This is a genomic window from Shewanella intestini, assembly GCF_018221465.1.
In the GTDB taxonomy this organism is placed as follows: domain Bacteria; phylum Pseudomonadota; class Gammaproteobacteria; order Enterobacterales; family Shewanellaceae; genus Shewanella; species Shewanella intestini.
The window spans coordinates 183,313-199,666 of sequence record NZ_JAAIKR010000002.1 but is presented as its reverse complement, the minus strand read 5'-3'; the positions used below and the strand labels follow the sequence as shown (position 1 = coordinate 199,666).

The 16,354-nt window shown below is 40.9% G+C and carries 17 protein-coding genes and 2 tRNA genes; 8 read left to right on the top strand and 11 right to left on the bottom strand.

The genetic code is table 11. From position 1 onward, the window contains the following. Both G3R48_RS04005 and yqfB read right to left on the bottom strand, forming a co-directional pair. On the bottom strand, window positions 1-678 hold the full coding sequence (locus G3R48_RS04005; RefSeq protein WP_153663296.1) for an ABC transporter ATP-binding protein: 678 nt from the start codon (window positions 676-678) through the stop codon (window positions 1-3). A 300-nt stretch (window positions 679-978) separates the two neighbouring features. Further along, complete coding sequence (yqfB, locus tag G3R48_RS04000) at window positions 979-1,317, bottom strand: N(4)-acetylcytidine aminohydrolase (protein WP_153663295.1); 339 nt, start codon at window positions 1,315-1,317, stop codon at window positions 979-981. Between the two features lie 371 nt (window positions 1,318-1,688). Between yqfB and G3R48_RS03995 the strand changes: the two genes are divergently transcribed. Next, complete coding sequence (locus G3R48_RS03995) at window positions 1,689-2,669, top strand: permease (RefSeq protein ID WP_212593206.1); 981 nt, start codon at window positions 1,689-1,691, stop codon at window positions 2,667-2,669. Between the two features lie 48 nt (window positions 2,670-2,717). Then, the gene (locus G3R48_RS03990; RefSeq protein ID WP_153663294.1) at window positions 2,718-3,107 is read left to right on the top strand and encodes an ArsR/SmtB family transcription factor; all 390 of its coding nucleotides are present in this window, start codon (window positions 2,718-2,720) and stop codon (window positions 3,105-3,107) included. Window positions 3,108-3,314: 207 nt separating this feature from the next. On the opposite strand, the gene G3R48_RS03985 is transcribed toward G3R48_RS03990, so the two are convergent. From G3R48_RS03985 to punC, 3 genes are all read right to left on the bottom strand, one after another. Then, window positions 3,315-3,405: transfer RNA gene (locus tag G3R48_RS03985), tRNA-Ser, on the bottom strand. Window positions 3,406-3,808: 403 nt separating this feature from the next. Then, a tRNA-Ser gene (locus tag G3R48_RS03980) sits at window positions 3,809-3,899 on the bottom strand. A gap of 85 nt (window positions 3,900-3,984) precedes the next feature. Further along, the gene (gene punC, locus G3R48_RS03975; RefSeq protein WP_153663293.1) at window positions 3,985-5,253 is read right to left on the bottom strand and encodes a purine nucleoside transporter PunC; all 1,269 of its coding nucleotides are present in this window, start codon (window positions 5,251-5,253) and stop codon (window positions 3,985-3,987) included. Between the two features lie 112 nt (window positions 5,254-5,365). On the opposite strand from punC, the gene punR reads away from it, so the two are divergent. From punR to G3R48_RS03945, 6 genes are all read left to right on the top strand, one after another. Further along, complete coding sequence (gene punR, locus G3R48_RS03970) at window positions 5,366-6,268, top strand: DNA-binding transcriptional activator PunR (RefSeq protein WP_153663292.1); 903 nt, start codon at window positions 5,366-5,368, stop codon at window positions 6,266-6,268. A 293-nt stretch (window positions 6,269-6,561) separates the two neighbouring features. Beyond that, on the top strand, window positions 6,562-7,224 hold the full coding sequence (locus tag G3R48_RS03965; RefSeq protein WP_153663291.1) for a Bax inhibitor-1/YccA family protein: 663 nt from the start codon (window positions 6,562-6,564) through the stop codon (window positions 7,222-7,224). A 97-nt stretch (window positions 7,225-7,321) separates the two neighbouring features. Next, window positions 7,322-7,711, top strand: coding sequence for a sulfurtransferase complex subunit TusD (tusD, locus tag G3R48_RS03960; protein WP_153663289.1), 390 nt, complete (start codon window positions 7,322-7,324; stop codon window positions 7,709-7,711). A 3-nt stretch (window positions 7,712-7,714) separates the two neighbouring features. After that, window positions 7,715-8,071, top strand: coding sequence for a sulfurtransferase complex subunit TusC (gene tusC, locus G3R48_RS03955; protein ID WP_153663287.1), 357 nt, complete (start codon window positions 7,715-7,717; stop codon window positions 8,069-8,071). Beyond that, window positions 8,068-8,367 carry a sulfurtransferase complex subunit TusB gene (gene tusB / locus G3R48_RS03950; protein ID WP_153663285.1) on the top strand — a complete coding sequence of 100 codons (300 nt, stop codon included), beginning with the start codon at window positions 8,068-8,070 and terminating at the stop codon, window positions 8,365-8,367. Before tusC ends, tusB begins: the two co-directional genes overlap by 4 nt. Next, the gene (locus tag G3R48_RS03945) at window positions 8,361-8,699 is read left to right on the top strand and encodes a TusE/DsrC/DsvC family sulfur relay protein (protein WP_153663283.1); all 339 of its coding nucleotides are present in this window, start codon (window positions 8,361-8,363) and stop codon (window positions 8,697-8,699) included. The genes tusB and G3R48_RS03945 overlap by 7 nt, the downstream gene beginning before the upstream one ends. Before the next feature lie 148 nt (window positions 8,700-8,847). On the opposite strand, the gene G3R48_RS03940 is transcribed toward G3R48_RS03945, so the two are convergent. The 6 genes from G3R48_RS03940 to G3R48_RS03915 form a co-directional block, all read right to left on the bottom strand. Beyond that, the gene (locus G3R48_RS03940) at window positions 8,848-9,552 is read right to left on the bottom strand and encodes a hypothetical protein (RefSeq protein ID WP_153663281.1); all 705 of its coding nucleotides are present in this window, start codon (window positions 9,550-9,552) and stop codon (window positions 8,848-8,850) included. Between the two features lie 186 nt (window positions 9,553-9,738). After that, a complete protein-coding gene (gene serS, locus G3R48_RS03935) occupies window positions 9,739-11,025 on the bottom strand; it encodes a serine--tRNA ligase (protein WP_153663278.1) in 1,287 nt (428 codons plus the stop codon). A 19-nt stretch (window positions 11,026-11,044) separates the two neighbouring features. Further along, entirely contained in the window at window positions 11,045-11,419 is a 375-nt protein-coding gene (crcB, locus tag G3R48_RS03930) for a fluoride efflux transporter CrcB (RefSeq protein WP_153663276.1), read from the bottom strand. Continuing rightward, window positions 11,412-12,743 (bottom strand): replication-associated recombination protein A, encoded by a 1,332-nt coding sequence (locus G3R48_RS03925; protein WP_212593205.1) that lies wholly within the window; start codon window positions 12,741-12,743, stop codon window positions 11,412-11,414. Before G3R48_RS03925 ends, crcB begins: the two co-directional genes overlap by 8 nt. A 7-nt stretch (window positions 12,744-12,750) precedes the next feature. Continuing rightward, window positions 12,751-13,389 carry an outer membrane lipoprotein periplasmic chaperone LolA gene (lolA, locus tag G3R48_RS03920; RefSeq protein ID WP_380713662.1) on the bottom strand — a complete coding sequence of 213 codons (639 nt, stop codon included), beginning with the start codon at window positions 13,387-13,389 and terminating at the stop codon, window positions 12,751-12,753. Between the two features lie 11 nt (window positions 13,390-13,400). After that, window positions 13,401-16,205 carry a DNA translocase FtsK gene (locus tag G3R48_RS03915; RefSeq protein WP_153663272.1) on the bottom strand — a complete coding sequence of 935 codons (2,805 nt, stop codon included), beginning with the start codon at window positions 16,203-16,205 and terminating at the stop codon, window positions 13,401-13,403. Window positions 16,206-16,354: the final 149 nt, after the last annotated feature.

Here is a 16,354-nt window from a genome sequence, read left to right as displayed (position 1 = left end):
TTAAGCCTTTTGTTCAATGTCGACAATAGCGCCATCGCGCATTCGAATAATACGCTGCGCATAAGCCGCAACGTCTTCTTCATGGGTGACTAAAACAATGGTTTGCCCTGCTTGATGTAACTCAGTAAACAGCGCCATAATTTCAACCGAAGTTTTACTGTCTAACGCGCCTGTTGGTTCATCGGCCAATAAAATTGCAGGTTTATTCACTAAAGAACGAGCTATTGCAACCCGTTGTCGTTGGCCGCCAGACAACTGATTAGGTCGATGATCAGCTCTTGAGCCTAAACCGACTTTTTCAAGCAATCCCCTTGCATAACGGTCATCTGTTTCTGGCACCTGCGCTGCAAACCGTAATGGTAAAGTCACATTCTGTAATGCACTTAACCTCGGTAATAAATGAAAGCTTTGAAATACAAAACCAATGGCTTTATTACGGACACTGGATAATTCATCATCGCTTAACTTAGCCACCGATTCATTATTAAGCTCATAATTACCTGATGTTGGTTTATCTAAACAACCAATAATATTCATTAAGGTTGATTTACCAGAACCAGAGGGCCCCATAATGGCAACAAATTCATTGTTGTTAATGGTTAAACTCACTTGTTTCAGGGCCTCTACGACAGTATCTCCCATGGGATATTGTTTTGAGATATTGGTAATATTTATCATGTCAGCAATGCGTCTCCGAAAATACTTTCTCTAACATACTAACAAGCTTGCTGATTGATACATGTTTTATGAATAATATTTTATCGCTTTTATGTTGCTTTTAACGCCAATTAACAGTGTCACTGATTAGATGTTAAACACAGTAATTTTTGGCTTTATGTAATGACCATTGGCAATGCACAGTTTAATAAGCCTTACCCATATCCTATCGATTATGCTTTCCTTGGTTTAAATCGTAACCAGTGCAGCGTAAAACACGGTATAAAATTGAGTTATCAACCGTCGATGCTTATCAGGGCATTAGACTATTTCGGGCTCAGCAGTTGGACATAAATTAAAATCAATGACGTACAGGTTTTTTATATTTGGATATATATCGGCAATGACTTTTTGTAGCATCGGTAATGACATGTTTTCTTGCTTTGCATGTCGCTCTGTGAGTTCATTAAAGTGTATTGGCTGCACTGAATTGATTTTAATATGAGTAAATAATCGACCGGTTTCGAGCTCTCTAACTTCAACAATGGTATCGGCTTTATAATGGCTTTCGCTGCTATCTCTGATCGTAATGGTTTTGCTTCCGGCTAAAATATCTTTAGTAAAACGTTTGTAAAAAGTCATCTTTTTTGGATCAAACATGTCACGCCTCAAATTATTTATTAACAATTAACGATGAATAAGGTGTTTATCTCAAAATAAACATCTGATTTTTCATCATTTTTAATTAGCACTTCAATATTGATGTAAGTATTTCATATTTTAAAAAATATTTTTAAACTTAACTCAAAAAACTACAATCAATGTATTTTTAACTTTGGTACAACTTACCATTGCCCAAGTGCTATTAGCATTTAATTTTATTGAATAACTCCTCCTAAAAAATTAAATAAGTACCAATATGGCCGCTTCACGCTGTAATTAGTTATCAGCCAAACACCAACTAGCACAGTTGCACATTTGCGCATACGTGCTAACCTCATTTCCTTCTTTTAGATTGATGAGATAAAACTGTGAACGATAAATTAATTATTGCCTTAAATGAATTTGTACATGTTGGGGGGAGTTTAGTTGTTATCATCGCCATTGTTTCAGTACTTACTGGGATCATGCGAGAATATATCCCACAAGATGCACTGCAACAAAAACTGACTAAACATGAAAAATGGGGATCGTTATTAGGTGCTGCTTTTGGCATGCTAACGCCCTTTTGTAGTGCGTCAGTTATCCCTGTCACGATGGGTATGGCCTCTGTGGGTGCATCACTGGGAACAATCATGAGCTTTATATTGTCAGCACCGTTATGTAATTTTATCGTGCTTGCAATGATATACGCCACCTTTGGTTTAAAAATCACCTTCGTGTATTTTGTCATTACATTTACTGCAGCCATACTTGGCGGTTGGTTAATTTCTAAATCACCTTGGCGCAATGAAATAAAACGTGGTGACGAATTAGAAGGCACCAAAGTAAAAACCTGCAGCGACAGTAAAACCAGCAGTGATTGTAGTAATGACAACGCTTCAAGTAGTCGCAGTGCACCAACTCAACCGAGCAGTTGTGGCGGCGCGGTTAACCCTGAAGCATCAAGAATACAAAATGCAATGCAAGGCGCATGGTCGTTATTTAAACGCATTATTCCGTATGTATTATTAGGCGCGGTAATAAGTGCTTTTTCTGCTGCCTACTTACCTGCTGAGTTAGTCGAGAAATACGTGGGTGGCGACAGTTTTGTCTCTGTCATTGTGGCCGCTTTTGTTGGTGTTCCATTGTATTTACGCATTGAAATGGCCATTCCATTACTCAATGTTCTAATTGCAAAAGGCATGGGACTGGGCGCAGCATTAGCCCTTATCATTGGCGGTACAGGTGCAAGTTTGCCTGAAATCGCGATAGTATCGTCGGTGTTAAAACCAAAAGCCGTTATTGCCTTTGTGACGATTGTTTTAACAACAGCAATTGTAGGCGGAGCTATTTTTCAATACGTAGTATAATTCTCTCACCATCAATGGGATGGACCAAATAGTAAGGTAACAACCGTAATGGATGAAAAGTATATTGATGCACTAAAAGCTTTGTCTGAACCAAATCGGTTACGGTTGTTTTGGTTGTTATTGCATGTTGATAAACGGATGGCCGTTGCTGAAGCGATGGATGTGATTGGTGATACGCAATACAACATATCGCGCAACCTTAAAATGCTCTACCGAGCGGGGTTACTAGAGCATCATAAAAAAGGCAAATGGGTGTATTACAGTTTAAAAGCGCAATGCGCGCCACATTGTAAAGCCTTAGTAGACTCAGTTAGACACTTGCCAAAAGAAGACTTTCAACAGGTAATGGAACATTGCATTTTACGCTTGTCTTTAAGAGAAAATGGCGAATGTGTTTTAGGTGCCGATTCTGCTCAATGGCACGAAAAAATACGTTAACCAATGTGCTCAATTCATGTTCATGATAACAAGCAATCATCCTGACTACAGCTTGCTGTTGAAGGTCAGTGTTGTAAATCAAGCGACTCTAGTTAAGGTGTGTAGATTGGTAGATTGGTAGATTGGTAGATTGGTAGATTGGAAGATTTTTCCAAATCATAAACGCAAAAAAGCCGTTGATAAACAACGGCTTTTTTGACTTAAATATGGCGGAGAGATAGGGATTTGAACCCTAGAGGGGCTATAAACCCCTGCCGGTTTTCAAGACCGGTGCATTCGACCACTCTGCCATCTCTCCGAACGCGGCGAATAATAGGTGAACCGCGTGGCACTGTAAAGTCCAAATAGTTAATTTTTTCATAAATCTCTTTCAACTGCTCAATATAAGTTCGCATTGCTAGCAATTTAACCAAAATTAATGGAAACACAGCAGACTGTAAACATCAAAACAGATTACGGATTTATCATAACTTCTGAACATGTCTGCGAGTGACAATCGACCAGACCTTAGTTAACAGTAAGATTTTAAGATCAAATGGAAATCTCTGCTCTTTAAGAGATTTGGACAAACAGATGTCGGGGATAGGTGCAATTTGTCGCGCGGAATAAGTGCATTGTATCAGTTAATCCTGTTGGACTATTCTGAAATGCATTAGATACAAAAAAGCCGTTGATAATCAACGGCTTTTTTGTTTTGAATATGGCGGAGAGATAGGGATTTGAACCCTAGAGGGGCTATAAACCCCTGCCGGTTTTCAAGACCGGTGCATTCGACCACTCTGCCATCTCTCCGAACGACGCGAATAATATGACAACTCACGATGGGTGTAAAGTATTAATTGACTTATCGCGATGAAGTGCCTAAATAGCCATCAATCTACTCTTTTTCATGCCCTATTCCCATTCGTGCAGACTCAGGGTGAGTAAAATATTGTCCTAATTCGTGCCAAGATTGAACACGACTAATCATAAATGCGACAAATACCAGTAATGATGATATCAATATGCCTAAGCCTATTGCCTTTGCGCCCGCATGAGCAAAAGAAGCCACAATACTCGATGCACCAAAAGCGATTGAAATTTGGATAAAGTTCTGCAAACCAGCCGCTTTAGCTGCATCGCCACTAAAAGTTTGTAATGCATTATTGACCACTATCGGATAAATAGCGCCATTTGCAGCAGCCATAAACGCAAACACAATCAATAATGGATAAATAGAGGTCATATTAAAAACTAAGGTAATTAAACTAATTAATACGCTGGTAATAAAGAATAATCCAAGTTTCCATAGCAACGCCTTTTTACTACCCAATTTATTAATCAGTAATTTTCCGCCGTAACCACCCACAATAAACATGATGGTCTGCGGTATAAAGCTTAAACCAATAGCTTTTGCATCATAACCAAATTGATCCATCACAGCAGGCCACAAAGTCAGATAAGAGAAAAATGCCCCCGAACAAGCAGCAAACATCAACACGTTCCCCATATAATAGGGGTTGCTGAGCATATGTTTAAAGCTCGATGGCACCATTGCTTCATCACAATGGGCTATGGTTGTTGAAGTATCCTTTGCAACATAAAGCTGTGTCATTATCACTAATAACAATCCAATAATGGCAAGACAGATAAAAATACTTTGCCAATTCCAATACGACAATATGAAAGAACCGATAAGTGGAGCTAAAGCAGGTGATAACGCCACTAATGGCATAATACTCGAAAGCATCTTTTGAGCGTGTTTTTCATCGTACTTTTCTATTACCAGTGCTTGCCAGATAACGCCTGTACTACATACACCAATGGCTTGAAAGAAGCGGCCAATGTTCATCATTTCAATACTCTCACTCAAGGCAATGATTGCGCTGGCAACAATAAATAGCACAATACCGAATATGAGTGACTGTCGCTTACCCCAATTTTCAACCAACTTGCCATATAAAAGCTGACCAATGGCCAGTCCCGCTAAAAAAGTCGTTAATGACATTGCCACCTGCGAGGTGGTCGCACCTAATGAGCTTTCAATTGTTTTAAATGCAGGTAAATACATATCTGTTGCGACGAAACCGAGCATACTTAACAAGGTTAGATAGAGAAAGAATCCATATTGGCTTATAATTGAAGTAGTTTTACTGCTGTTGCACATTTTTTAATTTTCATTGAATAAACAAGGCCGCTATTTTATTGATACCGGTATTAGCCGTGAAACGTTTATTTTTGCACACTGCTTTCAAAATAAATCACAGCCAGGTTAACTTATGATTTCGGAACAATCCCTCACTATGATAGACATTGTTGCTCGTTTAGGCAGTTTTACTGCGGCGGCTAATGAACTACATAAAGTCCCTTCTGCTGTTAGCTATGCAGTTAAACAAATTGAGTCTGACATTGGGGTGACATTATTTGAACGTCATCATCGCTCAGTTAGCTTAACAACGCCTGGAAAACATTTTTTAGAAAATGCGCGTGAGTTGTTGCGACAAATGAATGATCTTAAACAATCAACTCAACGCATTGCTAATGGTTGGCAACCCACTTTATCCATTGCACTGGACAACATTGTTCGCGCTGACCGAATTAGTGCGTTAATCGCTGACTTTTATCGTCACTTTGATGATGTTGAGCTGATAATTCGTATCGAAGTATTTAACGGTGTATGGGAGTCTTTAGCCACAGGACGAAGTGATATAGCCATTGGCGCGACAACGGCTATTCCGATTGGTGGTGTTTATCAATATAGAGACATGAAGGAGATTGATTGGGCATTTCTTGTCTGTAAAAATCACCCTCTTGCTAATATAGACCGTCCTTTGCTTGATGATGAACTGGTTCAGTACCCAGCCATTTGCTTAGAAGACACCTCAAGGGAAATCCCTAAGCGCACTACGTGGTTATTGGACAATCAACGCCGTTTAGTCGTACCAGATTGGATACGTGCCATTAATTGTTTTTGTGCAGGCTTAGGTGTAGGTTATATGCCTATTCATTTAGCTGAACCGTTTATTTCTAGCGGCATTTTAGTTGAAAAAACATTACAAAACCCAAAGCCCAATAGCCCCTGCTGTTTAGCATGGGATCAAGATAAAATGTCACCAGCGCTGCAATGGGTGCTTGATTATCTTGGCGACAGCGATAAATTGCATAGAGATTGGTTGGTTTAGCCTAATTTCTTTTAAAAATGCACAATAAGACGTATCGGTGTCACTTCCCTTTTTAAACAGGGGCAATTTTAATACTCAGTTAAGTAAGTTTTATAACAATGGTTATTATTATTTTAAGGGTCTGATTGTCTTGTTTGCGTTATTATCAAGCAATCAATTTAAATAAAAACAATTGTTTTACTCGATAGCTTTATGCTTAACCCGAGCTAGGTTATCATCAATTTTAGCAACAACTTATTAATGGTATCTCCTCTTCGGGTTTACCATATTATTGATAAATCTTGGAGAAGGTTATGAATCAACAAACTTTGTCGGGCCAACATGCCACGACGATGGAAACCAATAAGCTGATTAAAAACACGTATATGCTTCTATCAATGACATTGGCATTCGCTGCTGTAATGGCGGGTGTGGCAATGATCATGAAAATTGGTCCTTTCATGTCAATTGGCCTGTCATTAGGCAGTATTGTTGTGATGATGGTGACATTGAAAAAAGCGGATAACGCTTCTGGTTTAGCTTGGATTTTTGCTTTTACTGGTATGCAGGGGGCATCGTTAGGTTACATTTTAAATCATTATGCCGGCGCAACCAACGGCCCTGAACTTATCATGCAAGCTTTTGGTTTAACGTCTGTTATCTTTATTTCTTTATCTGCTTATGCGATTACTACCAAAAAAGACTTTAGCTTTATGGGCGGTTTTTTATTCGCAGGCCTGCTCGTCGTTATTGGTTTATCACTGATTAACATGTTCTTTGTTAACAGCGGCGCAATGTTCATGGCGCTTCAAGCAGCAATTGCAATGATCATGGTCGGATTAATTTTATTTGATACAAGCCGTATTGTTAATGGCGGCGAGACTAACTACATCCGCGCAACCATTTCATTATTCCTTAACTTTATCAATTTATTTATGGCGCTATTGCACTTATTGGGCATGGGTAATGATGATTAAGCTGTGTTCTTTAAATAGATTCTGTTGGCCTCGCGGCTGTGAATCAGTTTAGAACTACGCTAAAATGGCTCCTAATTCAGGAGCCTTTTTATCATTTATGAGTCAATTTATTATTCAAGTTAACGGTTCAGTATATGGCTCATTTGCCAGTGTTAGCGCGTTTCATTTTTGCCAAGCGGCATTAGCACAGGGTCATCGCATTCATAAGGTGTTTTTTTATCAAGACGGTGTATTTAATGCCAATCAGCTAACCTGCCCTGCATCTGACGAACCCAACCTACACCAACAATGGCTCACCTTAGCCACTGATCACAACATTGCATTAGTTAACTGCGTGTCAGCGGCGTTAAGACGAGGAATTGTCTCAGCACAAGATACTACTGAAAATGGATTACAAAGTGTTAATTGTGCACCACAGTTCACCATGGGAGGACTCGGCGAGTTAATTACTGGTATAGAAAAAGCAGATCGATTAATTAGTTTTTAATTTATGAAAAAAATCAGCATATTATTTCGACACAGCCCTTATGGTAATGCAGCCTCTCGCGAGGGACTTGACCTTGCTTTGCTCAGCGCGAGCTTTGAGCAAGAGGTTTCGGTGATATTCATCGGCGAAGGTTTGCTAAATTTATTACCCAATCAACAGCCACAATTAAGTGGAGTAAAAGATTATATCGCCACCTTTAAGGCAATGCCTCTTTATGATATTGAATCGGTATTAGTGTGTGAACAAAGCCTTGCGCAATTAGGTATCGGTATTAACGAACTCTCGCTTGACTGTGAAAGTGCCTCAGCAGCGCTAATTAGCCACCATTTAACTCTCAGCGATGAGGTGCTGGTATTTTGAACCTACATCACATACAAACATCCGCTTATACCGATAATGCATTATCGTTATGTCTTCGATATTATGGCGTTGATGACGCCATTTTACTTGCTGGAGATGCGATTAACTGTTTATTAGACGTTAATTGGCAAACACAGTTACAAGGTAAAACACTTTACCTACTTGAGTCGGATATGCTTTCACGCGGGTTAAAAACAAAACTTGAAAACAGTTTAAACAGTTCTCATATTACTGTTATTGATTACGCTGGTTTTGTTTCTCTTAGCTTACAATTTTCAAAGGTTATTACATGGTAAATTCGTTCGAATTCGAAGGAAAACAAATACACACTGACCATCAAGGTTATTTACTCAATGTTGAAGATTGGGCCGCGCCGATGGCAGATATCATTGCCGCGACTGAAAATATTGAACTTAGCGCAAACCATTGGGAAGTCATTAATTTTGTACGAAGTTTTTATTTAGAATATAAAACCAGTCCTGCAATTAGGGTGTTGGTAAAAGCAATTGGTCAGTCTTTAGGGCCTGATAAAGGCAATTCTAAATATTTATACACCTTATTCCCTGTTGGCCCAGCTAAACAAGCAACTAAAATTGCCGGATTACCTAAACCTGCTAAGTGTATCTAGGTGTTGTATGTAACTTTAGCATTGGATATTTCATGGCAGGTTTTGTTATAAGCAACACTTTTGAGTACAAGCTGCTGATTAAACAATTGAATCAGCAGCTTAGCTGACATAATAACGTTTTAACAAGCGTTAAAATCAACATAAGCCATTAACTTGGTTTCAAAAAATTCCTACCTGTTTTAGTCAAGTCACTATCACCCATCGTTTTATCATTTAACGCCGCACCATAGTTTTCCCGGCAGTGGTAACATGGACTCATGGTATTAATTAAGCGGCCTTTTTTGGCATACTTGCGAATATAAGCATGGGAAATAGTCACATTTGTTTGATTAAGTTGGGTGTTATCTGCAAGTTTTGCTTTTAAATCGGTAATCGCGGCATCTTCTGCGCACATAGTATTGTCGGCGCGCCCACAGCCAATAAACTCCTCACCCTGTTGATTGACATAGCGCGCAGCAACCCAAGGGCCACTATGGTGGCCAGTTGGTTTGCCGCTGGGTAAATAAGATGGTCTATTAGCAAGCTCATAAGGGATCAACTCAAGTGGATCACTTGGCGCGGCTTCACAACTTACATCTAACGCTGAGTTAGGGTTCTTGGTGACAAAAAAATGATGATTATGGCTATACTTTACGTCACGCAGTTTACTTACGAGTAAGGGAGCAGGTCGGCGCGTATCAATTGGCGTCACACTAATCACACAAGCTAGATTTCCACTACGGGTAATGATGACATCGTTGGCTTTAAGCTCGTTAGCCGTTATCCACTGTTTATTTTCAAAACAAAAATAATGCGTATTTTTAACGAACATTAACGTCGTTAACTCATCTATAGCATAGCTAATTTCTAACATGTATTTCCGCTATCATGATTATTTTAACCAACTTAACCTACGCGATTAAGCCACTATAACCCACAAGATTTACTCATAAAAAAACCAAACACTGGGTTTGGTTTTCATCGTCTTACAATGTTAAAGGTTAAATTATAACGGCATTACCGTCATTTAAATAACCTTTTAGCAAAGTTAAAATGCAGCTTAACCGATTTTTTCAAGGCCACCCATGTATGGGCGAAGTACTGGCGGTACAGTAATTGAACCATCTGCATTTTGGTAGTTTTCAAGTACCGCGACTAAGGTACGACCAACCGCTAAGCCTGAACCATTTAGGGTATGAACTAATGCAGGTTTGTTGTCGGCTTTATTTCTAAAGCGCGCTTGCATACGACGTGCTTGGAAATCTTTCATGTTTGAACAAGAAGAGATTTCACGGTAAGTATTTTGTGCAGGCAACCATACTTCAATGTCAAACGTCTTAGCTGCGCCAAAGCCCATATCACCGGTACAAAGCACAACCGTGCGGTATGGTAATGCTAATGCTTGTAATACTTTTTCAGCATGACCTGTTAGTTCTTCAAGTGCTTGCATAGATTGTTCAGGATGCACAATTTGCACTAATTCAACTTTATCAAACTGATGCTGACGAATTAAACCTCGAGTATCACGACCGTAAGAACCCGCTTCACTTCTGAAACACGCGGTTAATGCAGTCATTTTGATAGGTAATTCAGCTTCTTCAACGATGGTGTCACGAAGCATGTTGGTTAATGGCACTTCTGCAGTAGGAATTAGCGACAAGCTTTGCGCTTCTTCTGTAGCAGGTTTGGTGTGGAATAAGTCTTCACCAAATTTAGGCAATTGACCTGTGCCTAATAAACTGTCTTCATTAACCAATAATGGAACATAAGCTTCAGTGTAGCCATGTTCTTGGGTGTGTATATCTAGCATGAATTGACCCAGTGCACGGTTTAAGCGCGCCACTTGTCCTTTCATTACAATAAAGCGTGATCCGGTAATTTTTACCGCTGTCTTAAAATCTAAACCATTCACGCCTTCGCCAACATCAAGGTGATCTTTGACTTCGAAGTCGAACGTTTTAGGTGTGCCCCAAGTTCGCACTTCAACATTGTCATTTTCATCGGCACCGGTTGGTACAGCTTCATCTGGCAAGTTGGGTATACTCATGGCAATCGAGTTTATTTCAGTTAAAAGTGCGGCTAACTCAGCTTTTTTTGCATCAAGCTTTGCGCCTAAGTCGCCCACTTTCGCCATGATAGGTGCAATGTCTTCACCGCGTTGCTTTGCTTGTCCAATGGATTTTGAAATAGCATTACGCGACGCTTGTAGTTCTTCAGTTTCAACTTGTAACGACTTACGCTTTTCTTCAAGCTTAGTCATGTTATCAACATCTAGGATGAAACCACGAGTCGCTAGGCGCTCAGCGGTGACTTCAAGTTCGTTACGCAAATATTTTGGATCAAGCATGTTGTCAGTTCTTATATAGTTAAACGCGAGAAAAAATTAAAAGTTGTCCTAAATACACCATGACTAAACACAGCGATACGTTGAGCAACACATTCAAAAAACCTTTCATCCATTCGCCCTGTTGCATCAGCAATAAGGTTTCATTTGAAAAGGTTGAAAACGTTGTTAACGCTCCTAACAGCCCAACACCCACCATTGACTTTAACTCTGGACTTAGGTGGCTAAGTTGACCTAGTGCGTAAACAATACCCATTAAAAATGAGCCTAATAAATTAACGACCAGTGTACCAAAAGGGAAACTTGTACCAAACACTTGCAGCATAAATAATGAGATTAAATAGCGCATAACTGCACCAATTGAACCACCAAGTGCCACAAAAAGCACATTAATCATATCTTTTTACCTTACTTTGTTGGTCAAGTAGTTCCAACTGAGTCAGTTTATCTTGAATTCGTTTTTCAAACCCTCGTGCTGTAGGGTGATAAAAACGACTACCTTGCAACGATTCAGGGAAGTAGCACTCACCTGCGGCATACGCCCCTGCTTCGTCGTGTGCATAACGATACTCTTCACCAAAGCCCATGTCTTTCATTAAATTAGTTGGGGCATTACGCAGGTGATGAGGTACCGGTTCATTGCCCGTCTCCTTAGCAAGTGCGCGGGCTTGTTTAAATGCAGTGTAGACAGCATTACTTTTAGGCGCACAGGCCAAATAAACCACCGCTTGAGCAATGGCACGTTCACCTTCAGCCGGACCAATGCGGTGGTAACAGTCCCACGCATTTAACGCAACGGTCATCGCTACTGGATCGGCATTTCCTATATCTTCAGAAGCAATGGCCAATAAACGCCTTGCAACATATAACACATCACCGCCGCCTTCTAAAATACGACAACACCAATAAAGTGCTGCATCGGGCGATGAACCGCGGATTGACTTATGTACTGCCGAGATCAAATCATAAAATTGATCGCCATTTTTGTCATAACCCGCAGTTTGATGACCTGCTACTTGGGTAAGCATTTGAGCGGTGAATTGGCCCCCATCGGCAACTAAATCACTCATTAATTCAATTAAGTTTAGCGATTTGCGGGCATCACCATCACTTAAACGACATAATTGAGTTGCCACATCGTCTGGCAAACTCAACCGACGTTTACCTAAACCACGCTGCTCATCACTGAGCGCTTGTTGCACGACCTGTTTAATTTCATCATTCGTTAAGCGGTGAATTAAATACACCCGCGCCCGTGATAACAAGGCATTGTTAATCTCAAACGACGGGTTTTCAGTGGTCGCGCCAATAAAAATAACGGTGCCATCTTCAATAAAAGGCAAAAAAGCATCTTGCTGACTTTTATTAAAACGGTGTACTTCATCAACAAACAATAATGTCCGTTGGCCACGACTTTGCGCAATGACTTTTGCTTGCTCAATGGCAGAGCGGATTTCTTTTACACCAGAGGTAACAGCTGAAATGCGTTCCACATGTGCATTAGCATAATGGGCGACAATTTCCGCAAGTGTCGTTTTACCCGTACCTGGGGGTCCCCAGAGCAACATGGAATGAGCACGTTTGGCCAATAGAGATTGACGTAAAGGTTTACCTTCCCCTAATAAATGGTGCTGACCAATATATTCTTCAATCACCCGTGGGCGCATGCGCGCCGCAAGTGGACGAAAGTCTGGGGCGAAATCAAAATCAAGATTAGACACGCGTGACCTACTGCGGCTGTTTCAGGCGTTGATCGTCAATATCAACATTGTCCGGTAATACGAACGTAAAAATAGCGGTTTCATCGGCTTTGACTTCACGCTGCTCAGCTAGTGAGAATTGGCTTAAGTTGCCTTGACCATCAACTAAACTAAAGCCGGTTAAGGTTTGTTGATTAAAGCAAACATTGACATCAACTACGCTTGATTGATCACCTTTTGGGGTAATTTGATAACACTGGTTATTAGCATTACCCGATGTTTGAGCCACATTGTATTGGGCCCATGTTTTATCATCACGGTGCACCAGCAGCGCCATTGGTGAAGCTTCAATTGCTTGGCTAATATCCATAACCGTTACTTCTTCTGCAAAAGGGTTATAAAGCCATAAATTTGTGCCATCGGCGACAATTAAGGATTCATCAGGCTCGGTTAAATGCCAATAAAATTGATTTGGGTAGGCTAGTGCAAATAAACCTGAACCGCTTTGAATCACCTTATTGTTTACGTCGGTGACTTTTTGAGTAAACGTGGTATGTAAGCTGTCTATCCCCGCAAGTTTATCACGCAGTGCACTTGCATCATCAGCAAGCGCACCAGTAGTCACCAATAAACTGCCGATGAGTAGCGTCTTTAAAAATGTCATGATAACTGTCCTAATTAATGTTTTGGTGGCGGCGGCGCTAATACTTCGCGATTACCATTATGCCCTTGTGTACTCACAATGCCTTGGGCTTCCATTGACTCAATAATACGAGCGGCGCGGTTATATCCAATTTTGAACTTGCGCTGCACACTTGAAATAGAGCCTCTGCGGGTTTCAGTAACAAACGCGACGGCTTCATCATAAAGCGCATCTAAATCATCTTCTGACTCTGATGTTTCACCAGGGAGTAACACTTGCTCGCCGTCACTGGCCCCATTTAAAATTTCCTGAATATATTGCGGTTTACCACGGGCACACCAATCGGCGACCACGTTATGCACTTCATGGTCATCAATAAATGCACCATGTACCCGACTTGGCACACTTACGCCAGCAGGTAAATAAAGCATATCACCCATGCCCAGTAAGGTTTCAGCCCCTTGTTGGTCTAAAATGGTACGCGAGTCAATACGTGATGATACTTGGAAAGCTATTCGCGTTGGAATATTAGCTTTAATTAAGCCAGTAATAACATCAACAGAGGGCCTTTGAGTTGCCAAAATCAAGTGAATCCCTGCTGCACGGGCTTTTTGGGCTATACGAGCAATCAGCTCTTCTACTTTCTTACCGACAATCATGATCATGTCGGCAAATTCATCAACGACCACGACAATTGACGGCAGTTTTTCAAGCGCTGGCGCCTCTTCTAACATGCTTTCATTCGCTTTCCAAAGCGGGTCTGGAATAAACTCACCTTGTTCAGCCGCTTGCTTAATTTTTTGGTTATAACCTTTTAAGTTACGTACCCCAAGCGCTGACATTAATTTATAGCGACGTTCCATCTCACCAACACACCAACGCAGCGCATTAGCCGCCTCTTTCATGTCGGTAACCACTTCACATAATAAGTGTGGAATGCCTTCGTAAACAGAAAGCTCAAGCATTTTCGGGTCGATCATGATAAAGCGCACATCATCTGGGCCCGACTTATACAATAAGCTGGTGATCATAACATTGACCCCAACAGACTTACCCGAGCCAGTCGTACCTGCCACTAATAGATGTGGCATTTTACCTAAATCAACAACCACTGGATCACCGGCTATGTCTTGCCCTAAGACCATTGACAAGTTCGACTTACTTTCTTCAAACGCTTTGCAGTCAAGTACGTCACGCATAAATACCGTTTCTCGGAATTTATTCGGTAGCTCAAGGCCGACATAGGCTTTACCCGGAATAACTTCTACAACACGTACGTTTTCGGATAATAATGAACGGGCTAAATCTTTTGACAAATTAGTGATTTTTGATGCTTTCACGCCTGGTGCTAACTCAAGCTCAAAACGGGTAATCACAGGGCCAGGGAAAACACCAACCACGGCCGCTTTAATATTAAAGTCGGCTAGTTTGGCTTCCACTAAACGGGCGACTTGATCAAGTTCTTCTTCACTAATTGGATTACTTTTACGGTCCGGTACATCAAGCAAAGAAATGCTGGGTAATGGCGTTGTTGGTTTTTGTAACTCTTGGCTGGTTTTACCTGGGATAACCACAATACCGTCAACAATTTTGGCCTCTTTTTCTGGCGCACGCTGGGCAACTAATTTACCCGCGCAGTGGATAACACCGGATGCTTGCTCAAGGCTAGACTGTTCAAATTCAGTCGCGCTAGCATGTTGTTCAACGCCTGCTGCGTCACTTGGACTAATTTTTGCCACTAACTCGTCATCTTCGTCACTGGTATTTGCACTAAGTGGAGTAACATCTGCATTGGCATTACCACTAGCTTGTGCGGCTTCATCCCAAATTGACATAGTGGGTTCTACGCGGCCGCTATTGTCATCTGCAGCCGAAATAAACGGTTGCGATTGAGGTGCATTGACATCAAGTGATTGTGGCTCACTTTTTAACACATCAAGCGAGTCACACGCCGCGTCGTCAATAGTGTTATCTTTACGTTTGCCAAATAAACGTTTAATTGAAAAGCCTTTATGTTCAGTACGTTCTTGCTGTTCACCTGTATTTGATTGTTCGATATCAGTGTGTTGTTCTAGGGCCGGCTTTGCAAGTGTATCGGGCTGTTGTTGCGCTAATGATTCGGTATTAGTTGCACTGGTTTCATTTTCAGTTAACGCATGGTGTGCTTGTTTTTGCTTAAACTTGTCAGCCACACTCATAAAGCCGCGGGTGTCTTCCGTTTCTGAGCCCCCTTTAAATGTCTGTGGCAATGCCCATAATTTTTTTGCCATCCAAATGGTAGCAAAACCAGTTAATTCGATGATGGTTAGCCATGACACCCCCGTTGCTAAAGTGAACCCTGCGCCAATAAAACAAAGCAACAACAGTGTAGTGCCAAGAATATTAAAATAGGGTTGCATAGCCTGACCAATAACATCCCCTGCCACTCCGCCGGCAGAAAAAACGTAAATGTTATCAGCGTTCATACTGCTCAATGCTGCAAATGCTAATACCATCAACATAAAGCCAATGATGCGCAAGCCAACAGAAAAGTAATCAACTTCGAGTAGTTTGTGGGCGCGATTAAAAGAAAACCAACCCGTGGCAGCAATAATTATAGGAAATAAATAGGCAATAAAGCCAAAGAAATAAAATAAGATATCAGCAATCCATGCACCAACGGCACCCGTCCAGTTGTGGATTTCGCCTTGAAAATGAGATTGACTCCAACCGGGGTCATTAGGATTGAAACTGGCTAATGCAAGCAACACATAAGAGGCAACCATACAACAAATGATTAAGCCACCTTCAAGTAGGCGCTGAACACCACTAAGTGTTTTGAGGTTATTTCCTTGAGTCAAACGAACAATTCCATAAACGAAAAAAGATTCATAAACATATCAGAATATGAGTGTATTTGCAGTGATTATCCTAACCAAAATGGTTAACTTCAAGCCAAACTAAATGCGTATTTATTTCAATTGGCTAATAACAGTTCGCTTTGTATAAA

Bases quoted from the DNA above. Each gene is read 5' to 3' on its own strand.
- G3R48_RS03990 (WP_153663294.1), top strand. From the start codon at position 2,718: ATGGATGAAAAGTATATTGATGCACTAAAAGCTTTGTCTGAACCAAAT.
- G3R48_RS03940 (WP_153663281.1), bottom strand. From the start codon at position 9,552: ATGTTAGAAATTAGCTATGCTATAGATGAGTTAACGACGTTAATGTTC.
- yqfB (WP_153663295.1), bottom strand. From the start codon at position 1,317: ATGTTTGATCCAAAAAAGATGACTTTTTACAAACGTTTTACTAAAGAT.
- crcB (WP_153663276.1), bottom strand. From the start codon at position 11,419: ATGATTAATGTGCTTTTTGTGGCACTTGGTGGTTCAATTGGTGCAGTT.
- punC (WP_153663293.1), bottom strand. From the start codon at position 5,253: ATGTGCAACAGCAGTAAAACTACTTCAATTATAAGCCAATATGGATTC.
- G3R48_RS03965 (WP_153663291.1), top strand. From the start codon at position 6,562: ATGAATCAACAAACTTTGTCGGGCCAACATGCCACGACGATGGAAACC.
- serS (WP_153663278.1), bottom strand. From the start codon at position 11,025: ATGCTTGATCCAAAATATTTGCGTAACGAACTTGAAGTCACCGCTGAG.
- tusC (WP_153663287.1), top strand. From the start codon at position 7,715: ATGAAAAAAATCAGCATATTATTTCGACACAGCCCTTATGGTAATGCA.
- G3R48_RS04005 (WP_153663296.1), bottom strand. From the start codon at position 678: ATGATAAATATTACCAATATCTCAAAACAATATCCCATGGGAGATACT.
- tusD (WP_153663289.1), top strand. From the start codon at position 7,322: ATGAGTCAATTTATTATTCAAGTTAACGGTTCAGTATATGGCTCATTT.
- punR (WP_153663292.1), top strand. From the start codon at position 5,366: ATGATTTCGGAACAATCCCTCACTATGATAGACATTGTTGCTCGTTTA.
- G3R48_RS03945 (WP_153663283.1), top strand. From the start codon at position 8,361: ATGGTAAATTCGTTCGAATTCGAAGGAAAACAAATACACACTGACCAT.